The following is a 17,694-nucleotide window of genomic DNA, read 5'->3' as shown; positions in this document are numbered from 1 at the left end:
GTTGAGGGCTTTCCGCGAAGCTCTGAGCGGTGCTGGTCCGGCCGTTCATTGACCCTGCGTCCCGGGTGTTCCTAGGGTTTTCGGTGGCTGGACGAAGCAGCGACGAGGCAGTGACGAAGCAGAGAGTCTGGGGCAACCGAATGGATCGCACCAAGCATGTGCTGGACACCTGCGCGGCCGGACTCCGCCGCCATCCCGCGGTGCTCGAGGCGGTGGGCGCCACGCTCGGCGACGGTGAGCCGGTCGTGTACGTGCTCGTCGCGCAGGGTCACTCCTTCGACGGGGAGGAGCTGCGCCGTCATCTCCGGCAGGGCGCCGGGCCCGTCCCGGAGGACGTCGCGCTCGTCCGGGTGCCGGAGCTGCCGCGCGCCGGGGACGGGTCGGTGGACATCGCCGGACTGCCCGTGTACGGCGTCCTCGGCGGTCTGCTGCCGCTGTGGCGGGAGGCGTTCGGGAACGACGGCATCGGCCCGGACGACGACTTCTTCGCGCTGGGCGGCTACTCGATGCTCGCCGTGCGGCTGGTCGGCCGGATCGCCGACCGCTACGGCGTCGACCTGCCGCTGGCCGACTTCTTCGACCTGCCGACCGTGCTGGACGTGGCGCACCGCCTGACCGCACTGGGGGCGAGCCCGACGGCACCCGCCGTGGCACCGCGCGCGGAGGACGAACTGAGCCTGGAGGACCTCCTCGCCGACGTCGACCGGCTCTCCGAGGAGCAGGCCCTCACCCTGCTGGGCCTGGAGAGTCCCCCGGCCGACGACACCGCACGCGGCTGACCGCCGGCACAGCCCGGCACCCGGACCGTCCCACGGAGAAGAGCATGTACCGGATAGATCTGACCGACGCCGACCGCGAACCGGTCGAAGCCCTCCTCGACGAGCTGCTGGCCGTACGGGCGGCCACCGACGAGGAGCTGCTCGACGCCGTGGCCCTGCGCGCGCAGGAGCTGCCGCGCCCGCTGCGGGCCCGGATGAACACCTTCCGCCTGCGGGAGCCCTCCGGCGGCTGCGTGATCGGCGGACTGCGCGTGGACGACGACCGGATCGGCCCGACACCGTCGCGGTGGGGCGAGGCCGACGCCGGCGGCCGCACCCGCCGCGAGGACCTCTTCCTGCTGATGTGCGCCTCGCTGCTGGGCGACCCCATCGCCTGGGCGACCCAGCAGGACGGGCGCCTGCTGCACGACGTCGTACCGATCGAGGGCCACGAGCACGCCCAGCTGAACTCCTCCACGGCCGAGCCGCTGACCTGGCACACCGAGGACGCGTTCCACCCCTACCGCGCCGAGTACGTCGGGCTCATGTGCCTGCGCAACCCGGACGCCGTGGAGACCACCTACGCGCTCTTCGACGATCTGCGGCTGGACGAGACGACCCGGCGCACGCTGGCCGGCCCGCACTACGTGATCCGTCCGGACCATTCCCACCAGCCGGAGAACCGCACGGCGCGCGGCGGCCCCGACGCGCCCGCGGACCTCCTGGAGCGCAGCATCCGCAGGATCGAGCGGCTCACCTCCGCGCCCGACCGGGTGCCGGTGCTGTTCGGCGACCCGCGCGCCCCCTACGGCCGCCTCGACCCGTACTTCATGGACCGGACCCCGGAGGATCCGGCGGCGGCCGCCGCGTTCGAGACCCTCGTCGGGGAGATCGACGCCCGGCTGACCGGTATCGCCCTGCGGCCGGGAGAGGTGCTCTTCATCGACAACTACAAGGCCGTGCACGGCAGGAACCCCTACCGGGCCCGCTACGACGGACACGACCGCTGGCTGCGCCGGGTCAACGTCGCGCGCGACCTGCGCAAGTCCCGGGACGCCCGGGTGAGCGCCGGCTCCCGGGTCATCTTCTGAGCTCTCCGCGTCCCCGTGCCCAGGCACCGGCGAAAGGCATGACCGCCCCATGAGGAAATACCGGCTGATGGTCCCGGGCCCCACTCCGACACCCCCCGACGTCACCGCCGCCGCGGTGCTCCCCGTCGAGGACGAGCGCACCCACGCCTACGCCGAGGTGTTCACCAGGGTCCTCGGCAACCTCCGGCGGACCCTGCGCACCCGCAACGACGTGCTGCTGTTCACCTCCAGCATGACCGGCGCGTTCGAAGGCACCCTGCAGAACCTGTTCGCGCCCGGCGACCGCGTCCTGGTCGCCTCCAACGGCGCGTTCGGTGAGCGCTGGATCCAGATGGCCACCGCGTTCGGGCTGGACGTCACCGAGGTGCGGCACGCCTGGGGCGAGCCGCTGGACCTGGCCCGGATCGCCGGGGCGGCCGCCCTGCCGGGCCTCAAGGCGGCGCTCGCCGTGCACTGCGAGACCTCGACCGCGATGGTCAACGACATCCGCGGGTTCGCCGCCGCGAGCGCGCCGCTGCTGACCGTGGTGGACTCGGCCTCCGGCGTCGGCGCCTGCGAGCTGCGCACCGACGACTGGGGTGTCGACGTCGTCGTCGGCGGCTGCCAGAAGGCGCTGATGACCCCGCCCGGCCTGGCGTTCACCAGCATCGGCGAGCGGGCCTGGGAGCAGCACCGGCACGCCCGGCTGCCGCGCTTCTACTTCGACTGGGACGAGACCCGCGAGGCGCTGCGCGCGGACGTCCCCCGTACTCCGTGGACCCCGGCGGTCTCCCTGATCAGCCAGCTCGACGTGGCGCTCCGGCAGATCCACGCCGAGGGCCTGGACAACGTGCTGGCCCGGCATGTGCGGCTCGGCCGGGTGGCCCGCGCGGGTGTGCGCGGGCTCGGGCTGCGGCTGTTCTCGCCGGACGAGGACCGCCACAGTGCCGTCACCGCCGCCGAGCTGCCCGCGGGCGTGGACGCGGGCGCGCTGGTGGACCTGCTGCTGGACCGGTACGCGCTGCAACTCGCCGGTGCCCAGGCCCCGCTGGACGGCCGTGTGCTGCGGATCGGGCACTGCGGCTTCATGGACGAGTTCGACGTGCTGACCGCGTTGTCCGCCGTCGAGCTGGGGCTGGCGCAGCTGGGCCATCCCGTGCGGCCCGGCGGCGGGGTGACCGCCGCGCTCGAGGTCCTGCACGGCCGGCCGGGGCCGCGCCCGGTGCCGGACCCGGGCGTGCGGGACCGGCAGCCGGTGCCGTGAGCGGCGACCCTCCGCCGCCGCACCGCCCGTCCGCACCCGGCACCCGCCGCACCGGCACCCGCACCCGCCTTGACCCCGCCCGCGCCCGCCTTCGCCCCACCCGGTATCCGCCCGGTGTCCGCCCCGCGTCCGCTCAGGACCCGTCACGGGAGCGCCGGGGAGCCGGTCCCCCTCATGAATCAGGAGCACGCCATGCATCTGCCACGCGCCGCCTTGGAGGACTGGATGCGTGACTTCTACTTCGACACCGCGATCGACCTGGGCAGCAGCGGCGTGCAGTGCTGGTCCCTCGGCGAGCTGCGGAGGCTGCTGGGCATCACCGCCGAGGAGCTGGACGGCATCGCGCTGGACGACAGTCCCTCCTACGGCGGCCCCGCCCTGCGCCGGGCGATCGCCGACCGGTTCGCGGCGGGCGACACGGACCGGGTGATGGCCACGCACGGTTCCACCGAGGCGATCTTCGTGGTGATGAACGCGCTGCTGTCCGCCGGCGACGAGGTCGTCGTGGTGGACCCGGCCTACCACTCGCTGACGTCCGTCGCCGAGGCGATCGGCTGCCGGCTGGTGCCGTGGCGGCTGCGTCCCGAGACCGGCTTCCGGCCCGACATCGGCGAACTGCGCGCCCTGGTGACCCCGCGCACCCGCATGATCGTCGCGAACTTCCCGCACAACCCCACCGGCGCCCACCTCACCCGTGAGCAGTTCGACGAGCTGCTCGCCCTCGTGGACGGCCATGACCTGCACCTGGTGTGGGACGCCGCGTTCGCCGAACTGGTCCACGGGCACGAGCCGTTGCCGGACCCCTCGACGCTCCACGACCGCTGTGTCGGCCTCGGCACCATGTCGAAGGCGTACGGGCTCCCGGGCACCCGCGTCGGCTGGTGCCTGGCGGCGCCGGAGATCCTGGCGCGTCTGGTGCCCCTGCGCGACGCCCTGACCATCTGTGTGTCGCCGCTCACCGAACATCTCGCCGCGCGCGCCCTCGACGGTGCCGACGTCCTGCTGGCCGACCGTCGCGCGCAGGCGTCGCGCAACCTCGAACGGCTGGAGGAATGGGCCGGGGACAACGCCGACCTGGTGTCGTGGACCCGGCCGTGGGGCGGTGTCACGGCCTTCCCCGCCTTCCCGGGTGTCGCCGACACCGAGGACCTCTGCCGGGAGCTGGGCCGCCGCCACGACGTCCTGCTGGTCCCCGGCTCCGGCTTCGGCCACCTCGACCGGGTGCGGCTGGGCTTCGGCGGCGCCGAGGACCGGTTCGCCGAGGGGCTGACCCGCCTGCGCAAGGCGCTCGCCGAACGGCGGGTGGCGTGCTGATGGAGGTCTCCGAGATCCTCGCGCGCCTGAGCGAACTGCCGCCGGAGCAAAGGGCTCTGGTGGAACGGACGCTGGCGGGACGGACGCTGCGCGAGCCGGACGGCGGCCCGCGGACCTGTGAGACCTCGGTGACCCAGCAGGGGCTGTGGCTCATCGACCGGATCTCCCCCGGCGACCGCCTCTACACGATCGGCTGGCGGCTGCGGCTGACCGGCCGTCTGGACACCGGCGCGCTGGCCACGGCGGTGGACACGCTCGTCGCCCGGCACGCCGCCCTGCGCACCACGTTCACCGACGAGGACGGCCGGCCGCTCCAGGTCGTGCAGCCCCGGTCCGGCGTCCCCGTGCCCGTGCCCGTGGACGACCTGCGCGCGCTGGAGGACGGGGAACGGGAGCGGCGCACGGACGCGATCTGCGCCGCCGAGGTCGCCCCCTTCGACCTCCGGAAGGGCCCGCTGGCCCGCTTCCGGCTGATCCGCCTGGCCGACGAGGAACACCTCCTCACGATGGTCGTCCACCACATCGTCTTCGACGCCGTCTCGGTGGACGTGGCCCTGCGCGACCTCTCCGGGGTCTACAACGCGCTCGTCGCGGGCGGGACGCCGCCGCGCACCCCGCCGCCGCCCCAGTACCCGGACTTCGCCCGCTGGCAGCGCCGTCACCTCACCGGTGACCGGCTGGACCGGCTGATCGGCCACTGGCGCGGGGAGCTGGAGGGCGCGCCGGGGCTGCTCGCCCTGCCCGCCCTGCGGCCCCGGCCCGCCGAGCAGTCGCACGCTGGGGCCGAGTACACCGCCGTCCTCCCGGCCCGACTGGCCGAAGGGCTGCGCGCGCTGGCCCGCGGCGAGCGCTGCACCCTGTACACGGTCCTGCTGGCCGCCTTCCAGGTGGTGCTGTCCCGCTACAGCGGCCAGCGGGACCTCAGTGTGGGGACCGTCGTGCACGGCCGGGTCCGCGGCGAGTTCGAGCAGATGGTCGGCTACTTCGTCAACACGCTGGTGCTGCGCGCCGACCTGTCCGGCGACCCGGGCTTCCGGGAGCACCTGCGCCGTACCCGGTCCACGTTCCTGTCCGCCTACGACCACCAGGCGCTGCCGTTCGACCGGCTGGTGGAGGAGCTGGCGCCGCACCGCGGGCTCAGCCACAACCCGCTCGTCCAGGTCGTGTTCGAGTCGCACGACGAGGACGAGTGGCAGCGGCGGACGCAGTTCACCGGGCTGACGACGGGACAGCTCCTGCCCATCGAGCTCGGCCGCTCGAAGTTCGACCTGAACGTGTCGGCCGTCGAGCGTGACGGCACCATCGACGTGACCGTGGAGTACGCCACGGACCTCTTCGACGCGGCGGGCGTCGCCCGGCTGGTGGCGCACTACCGGCGGCTCCTGGAGAGCGTCGTGGCGCGGCCCGACGCTCCCGTGGGCGAGCTGGACATGCTGCTCCCGCACGAGCACGCGCTGTTCGCCGCGCGGCCGGCGCAACCGCCCGCTCCGGCCTGTCCGCACGACCTGGTCCACCGGCAGGCGGCGGCGACGCCCCTGGCCCCGGCCGTCTCGGACGGCGGACGTGAGGTGTCCTACCGGGACCTCGACACCGGCGCCGAGCGGCTGGCGCGCCGGCTGGCCGCGCACGGCGTCGCCCCGGAGACGGTCGTGGCCGTGGCGCTGCCGGCGTCGCCGGACCAGGTGCGGGCCGTGCTGGCGGTCCTCAGGGCGGGCGGGGTGTGCCTGCCGCTCGATCCCGGGGCGTCCCCGGACTCGCTCGCCGCCGTACTGGCCGACGCGCGTCCCGCGCTGGTGATCACCGGCCGGACGGCACCCCGCGCGCTGCGGGACGGCGCGGCCGTCCTCGCCCTCGACGACCTCGACGCCCTCGGCGTCGACGAGGATCTCGTGGGCGCCGCGCTCCCCGGCCGGGTCCCGGTCGGCGGGGCCGCCTTCCTGCTGTACACCGGCTCGGACGACGGGCCGCCGCGCGGTGTCCTGCTCACGCACGCCGGCCTCGCGAACGCGTTCCGCCACGCGGCCGCCGCGCTGTCCGTCACCCGGGACGACACGGTCGCGGGGCACGGCGCCCCGGGCACCGCCCTCGCCCTGTTCGAGACCTTCACGGCGCTGACCGCCGGCGCCCGGCTGGTGCCGCGGCCCGGTGACACGCCCGGCGGCGGCCTCCTCACCGCGACCGGTCCAAAAACCGGCGAGCGGGCCCTCGCGCTCAGGGAAGACGCCCTGTTCGGCGGGGACGACGGCCGCCCGGTGACCGCGGGGTACGGCCCGACCGAGACCTCCGTCCTCTCGCTCGTCGCCGCCGGCCGGGCGGACCCGGCCGGCCGGCTCCCGGGCGGCGCCGTCCCGGGCGTCCACGCCCGGGTGCTCGACGCGGACCTGCGCAGGCTGCCGCCGGGCGCCCACGGCGAGCTGTACATCGGCGGCGCGGGCCTGGCCCGGGGCTACCACCACGGCCCCGCCCGCACCGCGGCACGGTTCCTCCCGGACCCGTACGGGCCGCCCGGGGCACGGATGTTCCGCACCGGTGACCTCGCCCGTCTGGACGACGAGGGACGGGTCGTCGTGCTCGGCCGCGCCGGCCACCGGGTCCCGGTGCGCGGGCTGCCCCTGGAACCCGGTGCCGTCGAGGCCGTGCTGTCGGCCCACCCGGACGTGGCCCGCGTGGCGGTGTCCGTGCCCGGCACCGCCGACGGGCCCCGCCCGGTGGCGCATGTGGTGGCGGCCTGGGGCGTGGTGCCGGACCCGCAGCGGCTGCGCCGGTACGTGGCGGACCGCCTCGCCGCCCATATGGTGCCCGCCGCGGTCCTGGTGACCGACCGGCTGCCCACCGCGCCGGACGGCCGCCTCCACCGTGCCGCCCTCCCCGTGCCCGGCCCCGCGGGAGGTGCCGGGCGGGAACCCGGGACGGCCCGCGAAGCCGTGCTGCGCGAGCTGTTCGCCGACGTCCTCGGTGTGCCGTCGGTCGCCCTCGACGACGACTTCTTCGACATCGGCGGCCACTCCATGCTGGCCGCCCGGCTGATCGCCCGGGTGAGCGACGCCCTCGGCGTCGAGATGGGGCTGCGGACGCTGTTCGAGGCGCCGACGGTGGCGGAACTGGCCCGCGCGCTGGGACACACCGACGAGCGGTCCGGCGGGGACGACCTCGACGTCGTCCTGCCGCTGCGGCCCACCGGCGACGGCACCCCCGTGTTCTGTGTCCATCCCGGGATGGGCCTCGGCTGGTCGTTCGCCGGTCTGGTCCGCCATCTGCATCCCCGGCACCCGGTGTACGCGCTCCAGTCGCCCGGCCTGGCCGAGGGCGCGGCGGCCGTCCCGGAGACCGTCGAGGAGACGGCCGACATCTATCTGCGGCACATCCGCAAGGTCGCGCCGCACGGCCCGTACCACCTCGTCGGCTGGTCCTCGGGCGGCCTCATCGCCCACGCCGCCGCCGTCCGGCTGCGCGAACAGGGCGAACCGGTCGGCGTGGTGGCGGTCCTCGACGGCTACCCGCTGGCCGGCCGCGCCGCGGCCCTGCCCGGCCGGGAGGAGGAACTGGCCGACCTCCGGCTGGAGACGGCCGGCCTGGAGGTCGGCGAGGAACTGCGGTCCCGGCTCACCGACGTCTACACGGCCGTGGCCCGGGGAGCACGCCGGCACGTCCCGCGGCGCTACGACGGCGACCTGGTGCACGTCGCCGCCGCCGACCGGCGCGACGGCGGGGCCTTCGTGCCCGACCTGTGGCTGCCCTACGTCGGCGGCACGCTGGTGCGGCACGTGGCGGACTGCACCCACGAGGAGATGACCCGGCCGGAGATCCTCGCGCACATCGGCCCGCGGCTGGCGGAGCACCTCGACCGCGCGGACCGCTTCGACGGAGCGACCCGGTGAGCCGGGCGCACGACCCCATCGACCGGAGGCAGCCACCGTGGCAGGCAAGCCCTACGTTCTGACCGGCACCGACCCGGACAAGGCGTCCTGGCGCGTCCTGCTGGTCCCGCACTCCGGGGCCGGAGCGTCCAACGGCCGTGTCCTGAGCCCGCATCTGCCGCCAGACTGGCTCCTGGCGACGGCCCGGCTGCCGGGCCGCGAGTCCCGGGTCCGTGAACCGGTCGGCGACCTGGCCTCGCTCGCCGCCGACGTGGCGGCCACCGCCCGCGCCCTGCCCGGCACGGCGCCGCTGCTGGTCGTCGGGGTGTGCGCCGGCGCGGTCGTCGCCCTGGAGGCGGCGCGCCTGCTCCAGGCCACCGACCCGGGTCTGGTGGCCGGACTCGTCGCCGTCTCCTACTGGTCGGTGGACCGTCCGCCGCACACCACGCGGCTGCTGCCCGACGGCGACGACCCGGAGGAACTCATGGCCGCGGTACGCGGCTTCGGCTACGTCCCGGAGCACGTCGCCGAGGAGGACATGGCCCGCACCTATCTGCCGCTCATCGTCGCGGACATGCGGGCCGTGCAGGACCACCGCAGCGGGCCCGACCCGGTGCTCACCGCTCCCCTGCTGGTGGTCTCCGGCCACGACGACCCGCTGTGCCCGCCCGAACGGGTGGCCGGCTGGGAGCCCTTCGCCGAGCGGACCCGGCAGGCCCGTGTCCCGGGCGGACACATGCTGCTGGTCGAACGCCCGGCGGAACTGGCCGGGACGATCGCGAAGAACCTGGACCACTTCCGGTGAGCCCGGCCGCACACCGCGGAGCGGCGCCCACGGCGCCGTACGACGCCACACGACGAGAAAGGTGCACGGTGATGGATGCGACCGAGGCAGCGGCCGAGGGGCGGCTCGACCTCCGCCTCCTGCGGCAGTGGGAGCGTGAACCCGATCTGCCCGCGCTGGTGCGGGGCGACGACGTCGTCACGGCGGGCCGGCTCAGGGAGCGCGTGCTGGAGCTGGCCGGGGCACTGCGCGAGCGGGGGGTGGGCGCGGGCGACCTGGTCGCGGTCTACCAGCCGCGGTCGGTCGAGTTCGTGGTGTCCGTGCTCGCCGTGGTGTTCGCCGGCGCGGCCCACGTCGCCTTCGACCCCGGCGACCCGCCCGAGCGGACCCGCCACGAGATCGAGGACTGCGCCCCGCGTCTCGTCGTCACCACCGAGGAGGGCGCGGCCCGGCTCGCCGCGCCGGTACCGGTCCTGACCGCCGGCGCCCACCGCCCGGCCGCCGCCGCGCCGTGGCGGCCGGACGGCACACCCGACGCGCCCGCCGTCGTGCTGTTCACCTCGGGATCCACCGGCCGTCCCAAGGCCTCCGTCATCAGCCATGCCGCCGTGGCCTCCCGGATGGACGCCTTCCAGAGCGGCCACCCGATGGGCCCGGGCGACCGCGTGCTGCACCACACGACCTGCACCTTCGACCTCTACCTCGCCGAGCTGTACTGGCCGCTGCTGGTCGGCGCGGCCGTGGTGATCGCCGAGCCGGGGCGGCAGCGCGACGCGGCCCACCTCGCCGGGCTGATCCGTGACGCCGGGGTCACCACGTTCTGCTGCGTCCCGTCGCTGCTGGAGCTGTTCCTCCTGAGCCGCGACCCCGCCGAACGCTACGACGGACTCCGGTACGTCATCGCGGGCGGCGAGGCCCTCCACCCGGACCTGGTCCGGCGTTTCCACGCCCGCTCCACCGCGTCGCTGACCAACATCTACGGGCCCAGCGAGTGCACGGTCTTCGCCACCGCGTGGACCTGCCCGCGCGATCCCGACCCCGACCTGGTGCTCATCGGCCCCGAGGTGCCCGGCGCGACCGTGCTCCTGCTCGACGAGCACCGCGTCCCGGTGCCTGAGGGGCAGCCGGGCGAGGTGTACATCGGCGGCGTGGGCGTGGCCGACGGGTACCTCGGCCGCCCGGAGCTGACGGCGGAACGCTTCGTCACCGGCGTACCCGGCGCCGAGGGCCGGCTGTACCGCACCGGGGACCTGGCGCGCCGGCACCCGGACGGCGCGCTGGAGTTCCTGGGCCGGATCGACCACCAGGTCAAGATCCGCGGGGTACGGGTGGAGACCGGCGAGATCGAGGCGACGGCCCTGCGCTGTCCCGGGGTGCGCCAGGCGGCGGTGGTCGCGGCGGGCGACGGGAGCGACAAGCGGCTGTACGCCTTCGTCGTACCGGAACCGGACGCCGATCCCGCGGCGCTGCCCGCCCAGGTGCGCGAACGGCTGCGGGAGTGGCTCCCGCAGGCCATGCTGCCGTCCGCCGTCGCCGTCCTCGACGTCCTGCCCCTGACGCGGAACGGCAAGCTCGACCGGGAGGCGCTGTCCGAGCGGGCCCTGGCCGAACGCCCCGCCCCGTCCGCCCCGGTCCCGGCACCGGCCGACCTGTCCACCGCCGGCGGTATGGAGGACCTGGTGACCGGGATCTGGCGCACGGTGCTGGGCGTGCCCCGCCTCGCCCGGGACGAGGACTTCTTCGACATCGGCGGGGACTCCTTCCGCGCGGTCCAGGTGATGGGTGCCGTGCAGGACGCCCTCGGCCGCAAGGTCCCGCTCGACGTCCTGCTGCTGCGGCCCACGGTCGAGACGTTCTCGGCCGGGCTGCTGGCGCTGACCCGGGACGGCGGGCCCGCCCGCTGACCGACCCCCCTCCCGTCGTCCGTCCTCCCGAACAGACCGGAGCACAGCCATGGCCACCTCATCCGACCTGGACTGCCTGATCATCGGCTACAACGACGTGCCGTTCTCCCAGCAGTGGAACCGGGTCAGCAACCGCGGCCCGCGCGATCCCGAGCGCCTCATGTTCATGCGCGACCACCTGCTGTTCGACGGCGAACGGCTCCCCTACATGGACGTCATGAACAAGGTGCTGCACCGGGCGGGCAAGATGACCCCGGACGTCTACATCCACGGCAGCGAGACGCCCAACCTGGCCGCCCACTACCTGGCCAGCTTCCTGATCAGGCACGGCTTCTCGGCGGAGTGCAGCAGTCTCTTCGGCTGCGAGCAGGACCGTATCCGGGACATCCTGCTGACCCGCCGCCCGCGCGTGGTGGCGATCACCACGACCTACTACATCATCCCCAACCCGGTCGTGGAGATCACCCGCTTCATCCGCGAGGTGCTGCCCGGGACGACCATCGTGGTCGGCGGTCCCCTGGTGGGCAATCTCCTCAAGGACCTCGAACGGGAGGAGCTGTCGGAGGTCCTGTCCTGGATGGACGCCGACGTCTACATCAACGAGTCCCAGGGCGAGTGGACCCTCGCCCAGGTCGCCGCGGCGCTGCGCGAGGGCGGCGACCTCAAGGACGTGCCGAACCTCCTGCTGCCCACCGGCTCCGGCGACTTCAGACTCACCCGCATCCAGGCCGAGGCCAACGTCCTCGACGAGTGCGCCGTCGACTGGTCGCTGTTCGGCGGCGGCCTCGGACCGACCGTCCACACCCGCACCGCCCGCAGCTGCGCCTTCAAGTGCAGCTTCTGCGACTACCCGATCCGCGCGGGGGCGCTGACCCTCGCCAGTGTGGAGACCGTGGAGCACGAGCTGCGGCAGCTCGACCGGATGGGCGTCAAGCAGATGGTGTTCATCGACGACACCTTCAACGTGCCCGGACCCCGGTTCAAGGAACTGTGCCGGATGATGGCGCGCAACGACTTCGGGTTCCAGTGGTACTCCTTCTTCCGCGCGGGCACCGCCCGCGACGAGGAGACGTACAACCTGATGGCGGAGAGCAAGTGCCGCGCGGTCTTCCTCGGCATCGAGGCCGGCGACGACGGCATCCTGCGCAACATGTCGAAGGTGGCCACGCTGGACCGCTACCGGGTCGGCATCGAGCGGCTGCACGCGCGCGGCATCGACACCTTCGCCTCCTTCATCTCCGGGTTCCCGGGCGAGACGGAGAAGACCGTCCAGAACACCATCGACTTCATCAACGAGGTCGGCCCGACGTTCTGGCGGACGGAACCGTGGTGGTACAACCACCGCGCACCGGTGCAGAAGCAGGCGGCCGAATTCGGCCTGACCGGCCGGGAGTACGACTGGCGGCACAACACGATGGACATCGACGGCGCCGTGGACGCCTGCCACGCCCTGTTCGACCAGGTGACCAACTCGCTGTGGATGCCGGGCTACAACTTCGACTTCTGGGCGCTGCCCTATCTGCTGGGCAAGGGCCTGGAGATGCCGGACATCATCGAGTTCCACAAGCTGGCCCGGCAGATCATGGAGTTCAACGACCGCACGGACACCGGCCCGGCGCCGGAACTCATCGACCGGATGTACCACGTGTTCGACAACGCGCCGCAGATCACGGGGAAGTTCCGCCCGCCGGCCGGCCGGGAGCCCGTGCCCGCCCTCGCCCTCCGGTCCTGAACGCCCCGGGCCCGCCCCCGCACTGATCCCCGCACGGGCCGACCCCGCCCCACGTCCCACGGGCCCACCCCGCCCGGTCCCCCGACGGGCCCACCCGGCCCGGAAGTCCCGGGGGCGCGCCGTGTCCGAACGCCGCGACGCGCCCCCGCGCCCACCCCCACCCTCATCCCACCCCGCCCCGCCCACGTCAGTCCGCAAGCGTCAGACCACAAGGACGGAACCCCATGACCGCGCCCCAAGACCTGCTCACGCCGGGGGTGTCCCCGACCATGTCCGGCCAGAGCGCCGGCGTGCACGACGTCTTCGCCCGGCGGGCCCGCGAGCACCCCGGGGCCGTCGCCGTCGTCCCGGTGACGGACCCGGACCTTCCCGAGGACCGCGCCGGGCAACTGACGTACGCCGAACTCGACTCCCTCGCCAACCAGTTGGCTCACCGGCTGATCGGCATGGGCGTGGGCACCGAGACCCGGGTCGGTGTCTGTGCCGAGCCGTCCGCGCGGCTCGCGGTGGCCCTGCTGGGCATCATGAAGGCGGGCGCGGCCTTCGTGCCGCTCGACCCGGAGTACCCGGCCGCACGGCTGAGCCACCTGCTGGAGCACTCCGGCGCCGACGTCGTCGTCGCCCAGCCCGAGACGGCCGGCCGGATCCCGCCGGCCGGCACCGCGCCGCTGCTGCTCGACGAGGCGTTCACCCAGCTCGCCGGACTGCCCGTGACGCCACCGCCGACCGTGGTGAGCCCGGACGGCATCGCCGCTGTCATCTACACCTCGGGTTCCACGGGCACGCCCAAGGGCGTCCTGATCACGCACCGCGGACTGACCAACCTCGCCCGGGCCGCGGCCGGCACCTTCGGCCTCGGCCCCGGTGACCGGTTCCTCCAGCTCGCCTCCGTCAGCTTCTCGGCGGCCCTGGAGGAGATCTTCCCCCCGCTGCTCGGCGGAGCGACCCTGCTCATGGCCGGTTACCGGCGCGCGCTGCCGACCGTCGGCCACTTCCTGCGGGTCCTGGAACGCTACTCCGTCACCGGGTTCGAGATCACCACCGCCTACTGGCACCAGCTGGGCGACGAACTCGCCGAGTCCGGGCTGCGGTTGCCGGCATCGGTACGGTTCGTGGTGATGGGCGGCGACCGCGTCCGGCCCGACCGGGTGCTGTCCTGGCGGGAGTCCGGCGTCCCGCTCGTCCACGTCTACGGCCCCACCGAATCGACCGCCACCGCCACCTATCACCACTCCGGCCGCACCGCGCCCCGCGCGGACGGGACGCTGCCGATCGGCACGGCCATCGACAACACCGCCGTACGCCTCCTGGACGGCGATCTGCTGCCCGTGGCCGGCGGCGAGGCCGGTGAGGTGTTCGTCGCCGGACAGGCCCTGGCCCGCGGGTACCACCGCTCGCCCGGCGAGACCGCGGCCCGGTTCCTGCCCGATCCGCACGGCCGCGCGGGCGGGCGCATGTACCGGACCGGGGACCTGGCGCGCCTTCTCCCCGACGGCCAGCTGGAGTTCCTCGGCCGCACCGACAACCAGGTGAAGATCCGCGGGTTCCGGGTCGAGCCGGGCGAGATCGAGTCCGTCCTCCAGCAGCATCCCGCCGTACGCCAGGCCCTGGTCACCGTGGAACGGCGGGACGACGGCAGTGAGAACGCCGTCCTGCGCGCCCACGTCACACCGGCGGCCGGTGAGGACCCGGCCCGGCCGGACGACCCTCGCGGCAGGCAACTGCACGCCTATCTGGCCGGGTTGCTGCCGCCGTACATGGTGCCGTCCACGGTCACCGTGCTGGACGCGATCCCGCTGACCGCGCACGGCAAGGTCGACTTCGCGGCGCTGCCGTCCGGCGCGGCCGACGCACCGGGCGGCGCGGCCGCCGGACGTCCGCTGCGGCCCGGCACGGAGGCGGACCTCGCCGCCGTCTGGCGGTCGGTCCTCAAGCTCGGACACGTCGGCCCGGAGGACGAGTTCCTGGCACTCGGCGGCAACTCCCTCCAGGCGGTGAAGATCGCGGCGCGTCTGCACCGCGAACTCGGCCTGGACATCCTGCCGAACGACCTGCTGGCCTCCCGGACCGTCGCCCAGCTCGCCGCGCTCGTCGACGGCAGGAGGACCGACGGACGGCTCGCGTCGGAGGCCGCCCGGATCGCCGGCGCGGTCGAGACCCGGGAACTGGCCCAGTGGTCGCGCAAACGCGCGGCCGTCGAGGCATCCCTGGCCCGGTACGCCGGGGGCCGCCGCGCCGCGCCGATCTCGCCCTCCCAGCAGGGCCTGTACGTCCTCAGCAAGCTCACCCCGGGCATCCCGCTCTACAACGAAGCCTGGCAGTGCCGGCTGACCGGGCGCCTGGACCGCGACGCCTTCGACCGCGCGATCGGGGAGATCGGGCGCCGGCACGAGTCGCTGCGGACCTCCTTCGGTCTGCTCGCCGGGAACCCCGTCCAGTTCGTCGCCCCGGACGCGGACATCCCGGTGCGGTACGCCGATGTCACGGGCCGCCCGCAGGACGTGACGGCCCTGCGCGAGGCGGAGATCCGCGAACCGGTCGACCCGGCCGCGCCGCCCCTGCTGCGGGTACTGGTCCTGTCCCTGTCCGAGACCGAGCACATCGCCGTGTTCACCGCCCACCACCTCATCGTCGACTTCGTCTCCGTCGATGTCTTCATGGACGAACTCGCCGCCTGCTACACGGCGTTCCGCACCGGCAGCGAACCGGACCTGCCCGCGCCGTCCCTCCAGTACGGCGACTACGCACTGTGGCAGCGCAGCCATCTGCGGGGCGAGAACCTCGACCGGCTGACGGGCTACTGGCGGGAACAACTGGCCGATCCGGAACCGGAACCGCTGGACCTCGGCTTCGACCGCCCGGCCACCGAGACCGCCGACCACCGGGGCGGCCGGCTGGCCGTGGACCTGCCCGCGGAGCTGCGGGACGCCGTGCACGCCCTGGCCAGACGTGAGGGCGTCACCCCGTTCATGGTGCTGCTGGCCTGCTTCTACGTACTGCTGCACCTGCGGTCGGGCAGTACGGACCTGTGCGTCGGCACACCGGTCGCCAACCGCGGCGGCCCCGGTACCGACCGGCTGATCGGCTGCGTCAACAACACCGTCGTCCTGCGCCGGCAGGTCGTGCCGGGCGTCCCCTTCCGCGACCTGCTGGCCCGGGTACGGGACACCTGCCTCGGCGCGTACGAGCACCAGGCGCTGCCCTTCGACCAGTTGGTGGAGAAACTGGGCCCGCGCCGGCACCCCGGCCGCAGCCCCTACTTCCAAGTACTGTTCGCCCTCGAGGACGAGAAGGCGCTGGAGCGCACCTTCCCGGGCCTGACCCTCGACCAGAACGTCATCCTGCCGACCGGCTGTGCCAAGTTCGAGCTGGTCTGCGTGGTCGAGGACCACGGCGACCGGCTGGAGGTCGGACTCACCTACCGTACGGGCCTGTTCGACGCCGGCACCGCGCAGGACCTGGCCGGCGCCTACGAACGGCTGCTCACGCGGTACACCGCCGATCCGGACCGGCCCGTCGGCAAGGCGGCGGCCCCCGGGGACGGCGGCGCACACCCCACACCCCCCGGCACCACCGTGGAGAAACGATGACATCCGAGGCGACCGCCGCACCGGACCGCCCGGCCCGGGACCGCCCCGTGGCCGAACTGGTCCGCAACACCGCGTACTGGCGGTGGGTGACGGCCACCATGCTGCACCGGCTCCCGCCCATCATGGGACCGATCGCGCTGACCCTGGCCAGCACGCACTACCTGGGCAGTCCCGCCGCGGGCGGGCTGCTGGCCGGCGTCGCCACCCTGCCCTGCATCCTGGCCGCGCCGCTGTTCAGCCGGCTGCTGGAGAGACTGGGCCGCGAACGCTGGACCCCGCGCACCCTGGCGGTGGGCGGGTCGGCCCGGCTCGCCGTGGCCGCCGGCTTCGTCACCCACGCCCCGGTCTGGGCCCTGTTCGTCCTGTCCCTCGTCGGCAACATGGCCACGTTCGGCGTCGGCGGCGCCATCCGCACCCTGCTGCGCACCACCGTCCCGCGGCGGCTCATCGGCTCGGCACTCTCACTGGACGCGGTCCTCGTCGAACTCGTCGTCGTCGGGGCACCCTTCGTGGTGGTGCTCTGCGCCCTCCTCGGCCCCGCCTACGCCCTGGCCGCCATGGGCGCGGCGATGCTGGCGAACGCGCTGCTGCTGTGGCCCCGGCCGAAACCGGTGCGGGAGAGCGAACCGGAGGAGGCCGCGGCCGGCACCGGCGAGGACGACGGGATCGCACCCGACGTACCGGACTCCGCCGGCCTCTGGCGCAACCCCGCCTTCCTGTTCTGGGCCCTGGTCACGATGGCCTTCGGTCACTTCCTGGGAACCGCCGAGGTGGGCGCGCTGCCCAGGGTGGCGCTCGACGGCGGCGGAGCGGGCGAGGCCGCGGTCCTCACCGGTGTGCTCGGCGCGGTCAGCGCCCTGGCGGGCCTCTGCTACGCCTGGTACGCGACCCGGATCGGCGTCGGGCTCACGGTGCGCGCCGTCGCGCTGCTGCTCACGATGACGGCGGCCACCCTGGTGATCGCGACCGTCCCGGGGTGGTGGGGACTGGTCACGGGATTCGCCCTGCTGGGGTCGTGCGCCGCGCCGCTGAACTCCGTGATGACGGAGGCGCCCGGCTATGTGATCCCGCACTCCCGGATGCCGGAGGGCTTCAGTGTGCTCGTCGCCGCGCAGAGCATCGGCTACTCGCTGGCCGGCGGCCTCCTGGCCGTGGTGAGCGTCCGCCACATGCTGCTGCTGGGTCCCGCGACGGCGGTCGTCGCGCTGGCCGGCGCGGTGCTGCTGCGGCCCGCGCGGGTGTCAGCGGCCCTCGCCGCGGCCTCGCGGTGACGCCGTGCGGTGACAGGGTCCCGGAACGACGGAGCCGGTGGCCCGCCCCCTCGGGGTACCTGGACCTGGCGGTCCACGCCGGCGACCGCACCGGCTGCGGCCACGTCGCCGAACTCACCCTGCACAGACCGCTGGTGATCCCGGACGAGG

The 17,694-nt window shown here is 74.2% G+C and carries 10 protein-coding genes; all 10 read left to right on the top strand.

Annotation, left to right across the window (positions count from 1 at the left end):
• Nucleotides 1-140 precede the first annotated feature (140 nt).
• A complete protein-coding gene (locus tag ABZ862_RS33070; protein WP_360966419.1) occupies nucleotides 141-779 on the top strand; it encodes a phosphopantetheine-binding protein in 639 nt (212 codons plus the stop codon).
• Nucleotides 780-823: 44 nt separating this feature from the next.
• Complete coding sequence (gntD, locus tag ABZ862_RS33065) at nucleotides 824-1,849, top strand: guanitoxin biosynthesis L-enduracididine beta-hydroxylase GntD (RefSeq protein ID WP_360966416.1); 1,026 nt, start codon at nucleotides 824-826, stop codon at nucleotides 1,847-1,849.
• A 49-nt stretch (nucleotides 1,850-1,898) separates the two neighbouring features.
• Entirely contained in the window at nucleotides 1,899-3,092 is a 1,194-nt protein-coding gene (locus ABZ862_RS33060) for an alanine--glyoxylate aminotransferase family protein (protein ID WP_360966413.1), read from the top strand.
• 192 nt (nucleotides 3,093-3,284) lie between these two features.
• Nucleotides 3,285-4,406, top strand: coding sequence for a capreomycidine synthase (vioD, locus tag ABZ862_RS33055; RefSeq protein WP_360966410.1), 1,122 nt, complete (start codon nucleotides 3,285-3,287; stop codon nucleotides 4,404-4,406).
• Nucleotides 4,406-8,284 carry a condensation domain-containing protein gene (locus ABZ862_RS33050; protein ID WP_360966407.1) on the top strand — a complete coding sequence of 1,293 codons (3,879 nt, stop codon included), beginning with the start codon at nucleotides 4,406-4,408 and terminating at the stop codon, nucleotides 8,282-8,284. Before vioD ends, ABZ862_RS33050 begins: the two co-directional genes overlap by 1 nt.
• 37 nt (nucleotides 8,285-8,321) lie before the next feature.
• Nucleotides 8,322-9,068 (top strand): alpha/beta fold hydrolase, encoded by a 747-nt coding sequence (locus tag ABZ862_RS33045; protein WP_360966404.1) that lies wholly within the window; start codon nucleotides 8,322-8,324, stop codon nucleotides 9,066-9,068.
• A gap of 71 nt (nucleotides 9,069-9,139) precedes the next feature.
• Complete coding sequence (locus ABZ862_RS33040) at nucleotides 9,140-10,951, top strand: non-ribosomal peptide synthetase (RefSeq protein ID WP_360966401.1); 1,812 nt, start codon at nucleotides 9,140-9,142, stop codon at nucleotides 10,949-10,951.
• Nucleotides 10,952-11,000: 49 nt separating this feature from the next.
• The gene (locus tag ABZ862_RS33035) at nucleotides 11,001-12,683 is read left to right on the top strand and encodes a PhpK family radical SAM P-methyltransferase (RefSeq protein WP_360966398.1); all 1,683 of its coding nucleotides are present in this window, start codon (nucleotides 11,001-11,003) and stop codon (nucleotides 12,681-12,683) included.
• A 224-nt stretch (nucleotides 12,684-12,907) separates the two neighbouring features.
• Entirely contained in the window at nucleotides 12,908-16,273 is a 3,366-nt protein-coding gene (locus ABZ862_RS33030) for an amino acid adenylation domain-containing protein (protein ID WP_360966395.1), read from the top strand.
• Entirely contained in the window at nucleotides 16,270-17,544 is a 1,275-nt protein-coding gene (locus tag ABZ862_RS33025; RefSeq protein WP_360966392.1) for an MFS transporter, read from the top strand. The genes ABZ862_RS33030 and ABZ862_RS33025 overlap by 4 nt, the downstream gene beginning before the upstream one ends.
• The last annotated feature ends 150 nt before the right edge of the window (nucleotides 17,545-17,694 follow it).

The sequence above is a fragment of the Streptomyces sp. NPDC047000 genome, assembly GCF_040644295.1.
In the GTDB taxonomy this organism is placed as follows: domain Bacteria; phylum Actinomycetota; class Actinomycetes; order Streptomycetales; family Streptomycetaceae; genus Streptomyces.
This window is presented reverse-complemented; position numbering and strand designations above follow the sequence as displayed.